Below are 11,982 nucleotides of genomic sequence, written 5' to 3'. Positions count from 1 at the left end.
GGGTTTCAGGACATGGGTGAATCAAGCACCCGTACTCGCTAGCCAAAGTGCGAAGACGAAACGTACTGGCCTTTTCGTCTTCGCACTTTGGCTAGAACTGTGTAAGGCCGCGTCAGGGGAGCAATTCAAGCGGTGGTTAGCCCCTGGCTCGGACATCCGTAGGATGGCGGCGGTCAGGGCTTCGGCGCTGGCCGCTGTTTGTGGGTGGCAGACCAGTTGGCTAGTAGCACCTGATACATATATAGGGAACGGCAGATTGGTAGTGCAGATACGCAAAGCAACAAATAGACCTAGCCTTTAACACCGACCAAGTAACTGAACGATACCTGGAAGGCACGGTTGTAGTACGCAGGGGACGCAGACACGCGCCCGTCATACCCCCGATATGGTACCGCCAAATCACGCAAGCCCATGCTATAGCAAGCCTGTAGTTGCATCCCCTTCAGGCAGTAGCCGACGCCTGCCTGCAAGCCCCCGTCAACACGTTGCGTGTAGCGGTTATCCGGATCGTACCCGGCGGCCTTGGCCGTCTTAACGTTACCTGTGACGGGGATGCCGTTAGGAGGATTGTCCTGCCGCGTAAAGTTGCCCCCTACGAGCAGGCGGGCATATGGCCCGGCCAGGACTTGCAGGCCCTGTCCATTGCGCCCCGGTGTCCAGGCTAAATTAACAGGCAGTGTCAGGTAATTAAGGCGTACGTCCTCCTCAAAGAAGGAACGTATATCGAAGTTGCGCTCCTCGACCGAGCTGCGGTAGCCGTGTTGGGAAAACAAGAGGCTCGGCTGCACGGCAAAATGGCCGAATTGCACCGTGCCCGTCAGTCCCGCTTCAACACCGGGACAGCTGGTGTAGGAGGTGCCCTCCGGGGCGGAAATGTCAATGGAGGAAACGTTGAATCCCACGCGAGGACCGACACTGAAGGTGGTTTGGGCTTGGGCCGTGCTTGCCAGAAGCCAGCTGCTGGTTAATAAAAGTAAGGTTTGCTTCATCAGGAAGGAAGAAAAGAGACGACCTGATGAAGCAAACGCTACGGAGAAAGGTTGCACAGAAGAGCTTCTCGACATTAAAGCAAGCTTGACAAACAGCCGGCCTTCTGGCTTAGGTCCGCGGTACCAATTAGCTTTTAGCCATGGTCTGCATGGCAGCAAATACCTAGCGTGTCGGCTGTCACATTGGAGATGTTGCGCTCCAGGCTGGCCTGTTCTACCCAAAATACGAAAGCACAGTCATTGGTCGGGCTTCTTGCTAAATGAGCTGCGCAAAAGAAGTGTATTGCTTGGTACAACTATTCCAGTAGCTGAAGTCCCTTTCGGACAGACCTTCACTTCTTTCCTTATGCTATTTACTCGGCTACTCCCCCTTATTATTTTCGTGGCCCTACATGCTACCTCCGTTGCTCAGGCCCAGGCTACGCTCCCAGCGGATACTGTGCGGACAACCAGCCGGCCGCAACTCAACACGCTGCCACCCGCTACCCGATCCGGTACGCCAGTCGCAGCACCTTTTGCTCTGAGCCAAGTGGTCGAGACGCCGCCAGCCCTCACGGCAGGGCTTTCGCTGGGCTGGGGGGCACCGTATGCGGCTGGAGTTGAAGTAGCGTATCGCTTCCAGCCGTCGCTGGATGGCAACATCGGGGTGGGTATTGGGTCCAGTGGGGCTAAGGTAGGTGGTGGAGTGCGGTACTACGTGCCGAGTCGCACACGCAATCAGCTCTTTGTGGGCACCAATCTGGTCTACTCGTACGCTGATATAGACTTCGACCTAGAGATGGATGGGGTGCAAGGACGCTACCGGATGCATTCGAGCACCTTGCTGCACGTGCGGGCGGGGCTACACCACCAGTACCGCCGCAATGCCATGCAGTTTGCGTTGGGCTACGGAGCCATTCTGGCGCCGCAGGCGGCCATCGAATTTATCCCCGGGTTTGGTCCGGGCTCGACCACGATGCGCGATATAGCTAAACTGGTAGGTCCAGGGGGAGCGGAAGTATCGATAAGCTTCTTGTTTGGGCTGGGGCGGATCAAGCGCGCAGTGCGCTGAGCACCCAACGCAGAAGAGAGAGTTAGTGCTTATTAGGACAGTGATATTTCAATAGACTCCCTTGCGGAAACCCGGTCACTAGCCGGGCTTCTTTATTCCTGCAACCATTGATAACCCTGTTTATCGGTGGGTCCTCAACGATAGACAAGCTACAGCCATGCTATGTGGTCAGCACATTTTGGTTGTTGGGCCACCTCGCTGACCAAAGCCAACGCTGCGGCACTCGCGCCGGATAACTTCTAAGCGGATGCCCTCGCGCTAGCTTGAAGAATCCTCGTTAAGCACCTCTTGGAACTTGGCCTTCGTCAGGGGCTTTTCCAGGATGGCATCGAGGTATACTGGTGCAGTAGCTCGATGAACTCTTGCTTCTCGGCTTCGAGCCGCACCTTGGCCATCGGGTGCCTCAGCAGCAGCACGCCTGGCGCGAGTCGTTGGTGAACGAGGCTAACGTAGCTGTAGCGCAACTCTTCCCCCGCAGGAGGTTGATAGAAGCCGGTGCCTGCTTCAGAATCTGGTAGAAATTTTCCCGCTCTTAGGCGAAGTGATGCGTTGCCGCCTCTAGTTCCTGTGTCTGGGTCCGCTTGCAGACCTCGCTGGCCCGTAATTCAGCCTCAGCCTGCATCCATTCGGTTACGTTGACCACGCTGTGCACGAGGCCAATTACGCCACCCTGCACATTATCGATGGTGCAATTGGTCGGATCCCAGTGCCGTCCCAAGACCTGGCTGGGGTTGCTCGGGTTGGGCACGTCGTAGCGCTGCACAGCCATATGGTGGGCTTAGCCCATGGCTAGCACCTGCTGCAAGTAGGCGCGCAGGCTGGTGATGGTCTCGCCCTCGAGTAGGCCGGGAAACAACTCGAATAGAGTGCGCCCGTCTGGCTATTCGGCGTCTGTAATATTCGTTGAACAGTAATTTCCAGTACGCAAATATTTAATCTTCAGATAATTGAAATAAAACGGAGTTTCACCTGGTGCTCTACTGAAAAACAATAACGTTGCCGTCTAGCGCCAGTTGTTGTCAACAAGGCCTCGGTAATTTGCTTTCACTCCCTTACCGAGTGTCAGCAGGTGTAGCGCTTTCTTAAGCAGACTCTAGAGCTGATAAAAGTCAATACGAGACTAGGCCTTCTAGCGCTTAGTACTTTCTTGCCTTTTAGCATCTCAAAGCGCCTAACCTATTTGCCTATCACTCAGCCCGCAGACTCAGCACGGGGTTGCGGCGGGCGGCTCGCCAGGCCTGTACGCTTACGGTTAGCCAGGCAATGAGCAGGGCCCCTATGCCGGCTGCCGCGAAGTACCACCACTGCCACGCCACGCGGTAGGCAAAGCCTTCCAACCACCGCTGCAGGAGCAGGTAGCTCAGGGGCAGCGCCAGCACGATGGCCACCACGACCAACCAGGTCAGGCTGCTTGTCAACAGCCACACAATGTTCAGCTCGCTTGCGCCCAAGGCCTTGCGTATGCCGATTTCCTTGCGCCGCCGCTCGGCGGTGAAAGCGGCTAGCCCCAGCAGGCCCAGGGCGGAAATGAGGATGGCCAGTCCGGCGAAGTAGCGGGCGAGCACCGCAACCCGCCGCTCGGCTACGTACTGGGCCTGGTAGTCAGTATCCAGAAACGCGTAGTCGAGCGTGAAGCCGGGGTTGTAGGCCGCGTACAGTTGCTGAAGTCGCGCAATCGTGGCCTGCTCCGCGTTGGGCTGGAGCTTCACTAGCACCGTGTTAATCGTGGGGTCGAGTTGGAGGCGAAGGGGTTTGATTTTTTCGTGCAGGGACTCATAGTGGAAGTCGCGGACCACGCCCACGATGCGGCGCCCGTCGATTTGTTGGCCCACAGGGTCCGGCATCCCCAGGCCGGCCACCAGGGCCTGGTTGACGATAATGGCGGCGCTGTCGGCGCGGAACTGCGGCGCAAAGCTGCGGCCCGCTACCAGGTGCATGCCCATTGTTTCCAACAGGTCATAGTTGACCAGCATCGTTCCCACAGGCAGGCGCTTCCCTTGCCAACTCATCTCCGCGACGTAGCGCCCCCCCAGGAAGCCGCCCAAGACGCTGGACGCCTGCACGACGCCGGGCAATTTCTTCACCTCGGCCAGAAAGGCCGCCTGCTGGCGCGCCGCCTTGCCCCCGGTATCAAAGCGGAGCACGTGGGCTTTGTCGTAGCCCAGCGGCTGGCGCTGCACAAACGCCAACTGCGCGTTGACGACCACCACAGCCACGATGAACAGTACCGAGAGCGTGAATTGCAGCACGACCAAGCCCTGCCGCGTCCACACGTCGCCGGCCTTGGTCGGCAGCTTGCCTTTCAGCACGGCCGCCGGCTGGAACCCCGACAGGTAGAACGCGGGGTAGCTGCCCGCCAGCAGCCCCGTCCCCAGCGCCAGGGCCAGGCCGGCCCCCACCAGCGGCCACTCCCACCGCAAGGCCAGCGGCTTGCCCGTCAGCTCGCTAAACTGCGGGAGCACGAGCTGCACCAGCCCCACGGCCACAACCAGGGCCAGCAAGGCCATCACCACGGATTCGGTCAGGTACTGCCCCACCAGCGCGGCTCGGCTCGCCCCCAGGGCCTTGCGAATGCCCACTTCCTTGACCCGCCGCGAGGCCTTGGCGGTGAACAGGTTCATGAAATTGATGCTAGCAATCACCAGAATGAGTGCGGCAATCAGGGCAAACAGCCGCACGTAGGCAATGCGCCCCCCGGTGGCGACGCCGTTTTCGTAAGTGCCGTTCAGGTACGCCGCCGAGAACGGCCGCACAAACAGTGTGCGCCCCCGGGCCTGGGCCTGCGCGCTTTTGGTTTTCAGCAACCCCGCCAGCTTAGCCTGAAACTGCGCGGGGTCGGCACCTTCCTTCAAGGCTAAGTAGGTGTTGAAAGGGCCATCGTCGTCCCACTGGATGGTCTTGCTCATCTGCATCTGGTCCTTGAAGGAGGCAAACGGCAGCACGAGGTCAAACTGCTCGGACGAGTTGCGGGGCACCCCGGCAAACACCCCGGCTACCAGGCAGGTCTGCTTTCGGTCGGCCATCTGCCATTCCACGGCTTTGCCCAGGCTGCTCTGCGGCGACCCGAAGAGCTTGGTGGCCAGGGCCTCGGAGAGGACAATGGCGTTTTTGTCTTGCAGCACCGTGGCGGGGGTGCCTTCCAGCAGGGGGTAGGAAAACATCTGGAAGAAGGCCGGGTCCGCGTACTTGGGGACGGTATTCAGGTGCTGGCCGCCTGCCGCCAGCGTAAACGCCGGGAAGAACGGGACCGGCGTGGTGGTGGCCACAAATTCAATCTCCGGCATTTCCCGTCGCAGGGCCTCGGCCAGCAGCGGTATGGTGCCGGTTTGGGTCTCGATGCCGGCGGCCGTGCGGCGGTTTTCCATCACCTGGTAAAGCCGGCCATCCAGGGCGTGGTAGCGGTCGAAGCTGCGCTCGTCGCTTATCCATAGGTAGATGAGCAGCGCGCAGGCCAGGCCGGTCGAGAGGCCAATCAGGTTGATGAAGAACGTGCTTTTGAACCGCTTAAAGTTGCGGTAAATGAGCAGCAGGGGGTAGGGAAGCATGAGCCAAAGGGGGAGGAATCGGTTAGAATTGGCTGCGGCTGTTTTCGAGCACCACCTGCCCGTCGAGCAGGCGGATGACGCGCCGGGCGTACCGAGCATCGTGCTCGGAGTGCGTGACCATGAGCACGGTGGTGCCCGCCTCGTTCAGCTCAGTCAGCAGCCCCAGCACGTCGTGGCCACTGGCCGAGTCGAGGTTGCCAGTGGGCTCGTCGGCCAGCAGCAGCGGCGGGGCATTCACCACGGCGCGGGCCACGGCCACGCGCTGCTGCTGCCCGCCCGAGAGTTGCAGCGGAAAGTGGTTGCGCCGGTGCAGCAACTGCATTTTCTCCAGCACCTGCTCCACCCGCTGCCGCCGCTCGGCGGCTCCCACGCCGAGGTAGCGCAGGGGCAGCTCCACGTTCTCAAACACCGTCAGCTCGTCAATCAGGTTGAAGCTCTGAAACACGAAGCCCAGGCTGCGCTTGCGTAGCTCGGCCCGCTGCCGCTCGGAGTAGCGGCTGGTTTCGGTGCCCAGCAGTTGCAGGCTGCCGCCGTCGGGCTCGTCGAGTAGGCCCAGCAGGTTGAGCAGCGTCGATTTGCCGCAGCCCGAGGGGCCCATAATGGCCACAAATTCCCCTTGCTCCACCGTCAGCGAGACGTGGTTCAGCGCCTTGGTTTGCACCTCTTCGGTGCGGTACACCTTCTCCAGGTTTTCGGTCTTAATCATGAGTTTCCTGCTTTACTAGTCAATTTTAGCTACCTAGGGACGGTCCTTATCCAGCACCAACTCCTGCTGGTCGGCGTAGCCTTCGTAGCTGGACGTCACGACCTGGTCGCCGGGCTGCAGGCCCGCCAACACTTCATAATAATCGGGGTTCTGCCGGCCTAGCCGGATGGCTACCCGTTGGGCCCGCGTGCCATCGGCCCCCAGCTTGAACGCCCAGTTGCCCACGGTTTGCTGGTAAAAGCCGCCTTTGGGCAGCAGTACCGCCGGGGCCTTCGCGCTCAGCGCCAGCCGGATGGGCAAGGTCTGGCCCCGCCGCAAACCCAGTGGTGGGGTACCAGTAAAGGCCAAGTCGATTTGCAGGCCTTTAGCCACTTGCGCGAAGATTTTGGTCACGCGCAGGGGGTAGGCTTGGCCATCCACCACTACTTCGCCCACCTGACCGGTTCCGATGCGGGCAATGTAAAACTCGTCCACCGCGGCGTGCAGTTTCACGCCCGCCAGCGCATCAATCTGCCCCAGGCGTTGGCCCCGCGTTTTGGCCTCGCCCACTTCCGCGGCCAGCGAGCTGAGGCGCCCGCCGACCGGGGCCCGCAGCAGCAGGTCGTCCATCTTGCGCCGCATCAGGGCCAGGTTGCTGGTCATGCGCCGCACCGATTCTTGCATGGTGCCCAGCTGCTGCTGCATGGCCACCGAATCCTGGCGCAGGGTCTGCTGCGTCAGTTGCCGACGGCGTAGCTGGTAGCGGTAGGCGTTCTGGCTCTGCAAGTAGTCCTGCCGTGCAATTACCTTCTGGTCGTACAGCACCTGGTTGGTGTCAAACACCCGCCGGGCCTCAGCCAGCTGAAAGTCGATGTCGGCCAGCTGATTTTGGCGCAGAATGCGATTTTGCAGCAGCTGGTTGCGGGTGTTGCGCAGGTTGTTCATCAGGTCGTACACGGCCGTTTCGCGATTCACCATTTCCAGCTGCAGGTCGGGGTTAGTCAGCCGCAGCAACGGCTGGCCCGCCGTCAAGGTCGTGCCTTCTTCCACCAGCACTTGCTGCACCGTGCCGGCCTCTGTCGCGTCTAGGTACACGGTGTGCAGGGGCTGCACCACCCCGTCGATGGCCGTAAATTCCTGAAAGTTGCCCTGCGTAACGCGGCTGATAGTCAGTCGGCTGGCCGCCACGTGCAGCCGCTGGCCCGGCCTAGGCCAGTAGAGGCTAGCCGCGCCCGTGCCCGCCAGCACCAGGGCCCCCAGCCACCACCAGCGGGTAACAAACGACCACTTTCTCTTCGGTATCAGGATATCCATTCGGTTCGGCGCAGGCAGTAGCCGCAAAAAGCTACTGACCGCAGGTGCCAAGAACGGTGCCTTGCTCACAAAGCATTGATGTTCAATAACCTGGTCAGCAAGCCTAGTAGCCAACTGTTGCCAAGCGTCCGGTTTTGATACACTTTACCGTTCGTTTCTGATACAGTTCAAATCCTTAGACGAACAGAAAACAGCTTGGCCGACTGAAAGCCAGTATTTTCCGAAGTCTGCACGGTTTATGCGGCCTGAGTTGGTATGGGCACCCGCTAGCCCCGACTTTTATGTTTTACCAAGCCGCTTCTTTATGAATCTTAAGCACGCCCGCATCTTGGTGGTGGACGACGAGCCCGACGTGCTGTTCGCCCTCAAGCTGCTGCTCAAAACCGAGGTGCGGGAAGTCGTGACGGAGAAAAACCCGGAGCTGTTGCTCTCCCTTCTCCGCCAGCAACACTTCGACGCCGTGCTGCTCGACATGAATTACCGCAGCGGCCAGGCGACCGGCAACGAGGGCTTCTACTGGCTGAGCCGCATCCTAGAGCACGACCCCGCGACGGCCGTTATTCTGCTAACTGCCTATGGCGATGTGCGTACGGCAGTCCGCGCCCTCAAAGCCGGCGCCACCGACTTCCTGCTCAAGCCCTGGCACAACGAACAGCTGCTGCAAACGCTGGCCGCTGCCCTCCAACCTAAAACTGGCAGCAAAAGCGGGGGCAGCCCAAAAAAACTAGCCGGGCCAGCCACTGCCACTGCTCTACTGGGAGAGTCAGCCGCCATGCAGGAAGTGCGCGCCATCATTGAAAAGGTCGCCCCGACCGAAGCCAACGTGCTGCTACTGGGCGAAAACGGTACCGGCAAAGAATTGGTCGCCAAGTCCCTGCACGAGCAGTCGCGCCGCGCTACCCGACCTTTCGTGGCCGCCGACGTAGCCGCGCTCAGCGAGGGGTTATTTGAAAGCGAGCTGTTTGGGCACACCAAGGGCGCGTTCACGGACGCCCAGGCCAGCCGCGTGGGCCGGTTTGAGGCGGCCACCGGCGGAACCTTGTTTCTGGATGAGATTGGCAACATTGGCCTGCCGCAGCAAGCCAAGCTGCTCACGGCCCTGCAAAACCGCCAGGTGGTGCCCGTGGGGAGCAATATCCCCATCCCGGTGGATATCCGGCTGTTGTCGGCCACCAACGCCCCGTTGCACGCCCTGGTGGCCCGCGGGGCCTTTCGCCAGGATTTGATGTACCGCCTCAATACAGTCGAAATCACGCTACCCCCCCTGCGCGAACGGGCCGACGACGTGCGGTTGCTGGCCCAACACTTCGCGCAGGTGTACGCGGTCCGCAACCGGCAACCCGTGCCGGAATTCAGTGTCGCTGCCCTGCAAAAGCTCCGGGAACACCCCTGGCCCGGCAACGTGCGAGAACTGCAACACGCCGTAGAGCGGGCCGTTATCCTGGGGGCTGGCCCCGTGCTACATCCGGCCGATTTTTCGTTTCGGAACCCCGAATCGGCCGCTACATCCGCGGCGGCGCCAGCTGCGACCGTGACTGAGCATCCGTTGGCGTTGTTGGAAGTAGAAAAGAATACCATCCAGCAGGCCATTGAGCGCCACCAAGGCAACCTCACCAAAGCGGCCAAGGAACTAGGCCTCACCCGCACTGCCCTCTACCGTCGGCTCGATAAGCATGATATCTAATAGCCTGGATGCCCGCCTGCTGGGACGATTAGTACTGCTGATAGCTGCGTTGGGCGGGAGCGGATACGCCGCGCAGCAACACGCCTACGGGCTAGCCCTAGGGGCCCTGGTGCTGCTAGTAGTGCTGGTCCTGGACCTAGTCCGCTACTTGACGCGCGGCCAGCAGGCGTTAGCTGACTTTACCCTGGCCCTCAAGCACCGGGATTTCTCGCGGCAGTACCCGGCGCAGTCCGTCCCGGCGGCGCTGCGGCCCTTGCACGCGGCCTTCAACCAGGTAAACGCCACTTTTCGGGAGTTGCGGGCCGAGCAGGAAGGGCAGTTTCAGTACCTGCAAACCATCCTGGTGCTGCTCGATACCGGCATCGTGTCCTACGACGCGGCGGGCACCGTGGCCTGGGTGAACGAGGCATTTAAGCAGACGCTGCACCTGCCTTACCTGAAAAACATCCGGGCGCTGCAAGCCCGCCAGCCGGTTTTGTACGATGCCATCTGCCGGGCGGTGCCCGGCCAGCCCGCGGTAGTGAAGCTGACGGTGAGCCTCCAAACGGTGCAGCTCCTTGTGTCAGCCACGCAGTTTAAGCTACGCGGCGAAGCGTTTACCCTCTTGGCCTTTAAAAATGTGAGCCAGGCCCTGGCTGATACCGAAACGGCTGCCTGGCAGCAACTACTACGGGTGATGACGCACGAAATTATGAACTCGGTCGCCCCCATTGCTTCGCTGGCTGATTCATTGGGCCGCCACGTAGAGCGCGCCCAGCAGCAGGAAGTTTCCGCTGAGTTGCTCGACGATGTGGGCACCGGCATTCGCATCATCCAGCAGCGTAGCGAAGGGCTGCTGCGCTTCGCCCAGGTATACCGGGACTTTAGCACCCTGGCTCCGCCGCAGCGCACGACCCTGTATGTGCAGGAATTGCTTCAGGCTACCCGGCAGCTACTGGCGGAACAACTGACTGCGCAGGGCATTGAGGTTACCCTTAGCGTCCGGCCCGCCCACCTCACCCTGCACGCCGACGGCCACCTGCTGGAGCAAGTGCTTATCAATCTGGTGCTCAATGCAGCGCAGGCGCTCGCGCAAATCCCTAACCCTCGCCTTAGTCTGCTGGCCTGGCCCGATGAGCAGGAGCGGGTGATTATCGAGGTAAAAGACAACGGCAGCGGTATTCCCGTTGATATGCTGGACAGCATCTTTATCCCTTTTTTTACCACCCGCCCCAACGGCTCTGGCATTGGCTTGAGTCTGGCCAAGCAAATCATGCAGTTGCACCAGGGTAGCATTCAAGTCCATTCCGTGGCCGGTGCAGGTAGTGCGTTTCAGCTGTGGTTTCCTGGCCCGGCTGCTTCTTAAGAATGCTTTCGGTAGGCGTGAGGCGAAAGTGAGGTAGTCTAGTAAAATGTACCAATAGAAGACGTAGTGATGGCTCAGCTTGTCATGGCTTTTTGCATAGTTTGTTAGACAGGTAAGCGCGGCTATTGGATGGAAGTTGACCTACCGTTTGCTCATAAAAACAACCGCTCCGAAAGTTCCTATGAATTTTGGTGGGTGCATCGACTTAGTGGATGCTGCTTCGCGCTAATGCTTGAAGCAGGTCATTCGAGCGGCCGATGCCCATGACGTAGCGCCGTTGCAGCAGGTGATCAACGCCCAATTGTGCTGGGAAGAAGCAAGCGTAACTCAGCTAAAAAGCACTGCTGTTGTGCTATAAATTAAACACCTACACTTCGTTCCGATACATAGACGACTCACTAGTTATATATAGGGGAGGCGCCTAGGAAAGTAAGACAACCTATAGTTCGACCGTTTCTACTTCGTAGAAGGCAACTCATCTCAGGGTGCCCGTTAGTTCGCCGCTTGCCCTTACTATGCTATTCACCAGAATTTCAGCCCGAAGTACGCCCGTCGCATCTTGGCTTGGCGCCGTCTCAAGCAGAGCCAGTACTTAAAATTGGCCTAGGTCAGAGGTTTCGTCAACCGTGTCTGAGTAGGCTTGCTCATAGCGGGGGCCGCCTTTCATCCGTGCTACCGCAGGATCGTAGATGGAGGTGAACGAGCCGGCAGAAGCGCCCTGTCGATTGCCCACGATGTGCACCTAGATGGCATACGGTTTAGGAGCGGGAGTATCTTTCCCACAGCCCGTAGCGGTTACCAATAGAGAAGGTACTACCAGATAGCGCAGGACGGATAGGTACTTTATGCGGTAGTATACAAAATGGCTGGGACGGTAGACTTCCCTATACAGCTTACTGTAAAAACATGCCCGTTCACTGCAAAAAGCTGGCAAACCAGCGAATATTCTAGCAGCCGGCTCAGCCTTGCCCTATCCTTGTAATATCAACGGGGCAGCAAGGCCACCCAAGCAAGACGAATCACTCGCTTGACGCTTCACTCCAACTACTCCAACTACTCCAACTACTTCAATCTTCAACTCCGCTTCAGTTACGCGCTTACTACCATGGCTTACTCTACCAACACCCCCGCCGGTCAAACCGTACAAGAAATCATTGATTCGCTGCCGGGCCTGATGGCCGTAGCCGTAGTTGACATCCAATCGGGCATGGCCCTGGCCTCGCACAGCACTACCCCCGGCCTCAACCCCGAAACGGCGGCTGCCTACAACACGGAAGTGGTCAAGCAGAAGCAAAAGGCCATGTCGGCCCTGAAGCTGCAAGGCGAAAAGATTGATGATATCCTCATCACCCTCACCAACCAGATTCAC

At 59.5% G+C, this 11,982-nt stretch carries 10 protein-coding genes; 4 read left to right on the top strand and 6 right to left on the bottom strand.

Features of this window, described 5'->3' with window-relative positions:
- Positions 1 to 290: 290 nt before the first annotated feature.
- Complete coding sequence (locus G536_RS0101085; protein ID WP_169515022.1) at positions 291 to 1,046, bottom strand: porin family protein; 756 nt, start codon at positions 1,044 to 1,046, stop codon at positions 291 to 293.
- 289 nt (positions 1,047 to 1,335) lie between these two features.
- On the opposite strand from G536_RS0101085, the gene G536_RS0101080 reads away from it, so the two are divergent.
- Positions 1,336 to 2,040 carry a hypothetical protein gene (locus tag G536_RS0101080; RefSeq protein ID WP_022821730.1) on the top strand — a complete coding sequence of 235 codons (705 nt, stop codon included), beginning with the start codon at positions 1,336 to 1,338 and terminating at the stop codon, positions 2,038 to 2,040.
- Positions 2,041 to 2,345: 305 nt separating this feature from the next.
- On the opposite strand, the gene G536_RS31950 is transcribed toward G536_RS0101080, so the two are convergent.
- The 5 genes from G536_RS31950 to G536_RS0101055 all read right to left on the bottom strand — a co-directional run bounded on the left by G536_RS31950 (position 2,346) and on the right by G536_RS0101055 (position 7,584).
- Positions 2,346 to 2,504 carry a hypothetical protein gene (locus tag G536_RS31950; RefSeq protein WP_157530282.1) on the bottom strand — a complete coding sequence of 53 codons (159 nt, stop codon included), beginning with the start codon at positions 2,502 to 2,504 and terminating at the stop codon, positions 2,346 to 2,348.
- Between the two features lie 68 nt (positions 2,505 to 2,572).
- Positions 2,573 to 2,758, bottom strand: coding sequence for a hypothetical protein (locus G536_RS0101070; RefSeq protein ID WP_157530280.1), 186 nt, complete (start codon positions 2,756 to 2,758; stop codon positions 2,573 to 2,575).
- Positions 2,759 to 3,227: 469 nt separating this feature from the next.
- Complete coding sequence (locus G536_RS0101065; RefSeq protein WP_022821727.1) at positions 3,228 to 5,585, bottom strand: ABC transporter permease; 2,358 nt, start codon at positions 5,583 to 5,585, stop codon at positions 3,228 to 3,230.
- Between the two features lie 22 nt (positions 5,586 to 5,607).
- Positions 5,608 to 6,291: an ABC transporter ATP-binding protein gene (locus G536_RS0101060; RefSeq protein ID WP_022821726.1), complete on the bottom strand. Its 684-nt coding sequence runs from the start codon at positions 6,289 to 6,291 to the stop codon at positions 5,608 to 5,610.
- Positions 6,292 to 6,324: 33 nt separating this feature from the next.
- A complete protein-coding gene (locus tag G536_RS0101055; protein ID WP_022821725.1) occupies positions 6,325 to 7,584 on the bottom strand; it encodes an efflux RND transporter periplasmic adaptor subunit in 1,260 nt (419 codons plus the stop codon).
- 304 nt (positions 7,585 to 7,888) lie between these two features.
- On the opposite strand from G536_RS0101055, the gene G536_RS0101050 reads away from it, so the two are divergent.
- The 3 genes from G536_RS0101050 to G536_RS0101030 all read left to right on the top strand — a co-directional run.
- Entirely contained in the window at positions 7,889 to 9,268 is a 1,380-nt protein-coding gene (locus G536_RS0101050; protein WP_022821724.1) for a sigma-54-dependent transcriptional regulator, read from the top strand.
- A complete protein-coding gene (locus tag G536_RS0101045) occupies positions 9,258 to 10,613 on the top strand; it encodes a sensor histidine kinase (protein WP_022821723.1) in 1,356 nt (451 codons plus the stop codon). The genes G536_RS0101050 and G536_RS0101045 overlap by 11 nt, the downstream gene beginning before the upstream one ends.
- Before the next feature lie 1,027 nt (positions 10,614 to 11,640).
- Positions 11,641 to 11,982 (top strand): hypothetical protein (locus tag G536_RS0101030; protein ID WP_211223309.1); only part of this gene is annotated, 342 nt, incomplete at its 3' end.

It is taken from the genome of Hymenobacter norwichensis DSM 15439 (genome assembly GCF_000420705.1).
Taxonomy (GTDB): domain Bacteria; phylum Bacteroidota; class Bacteroidia; order Cytophagales; family Hymenobacteraceae; genus Hymenobacter; species Hymenobacter norwichensis.
This window is presented reverse-complemented; position numbering and strand designations above follow the sequence as displayed.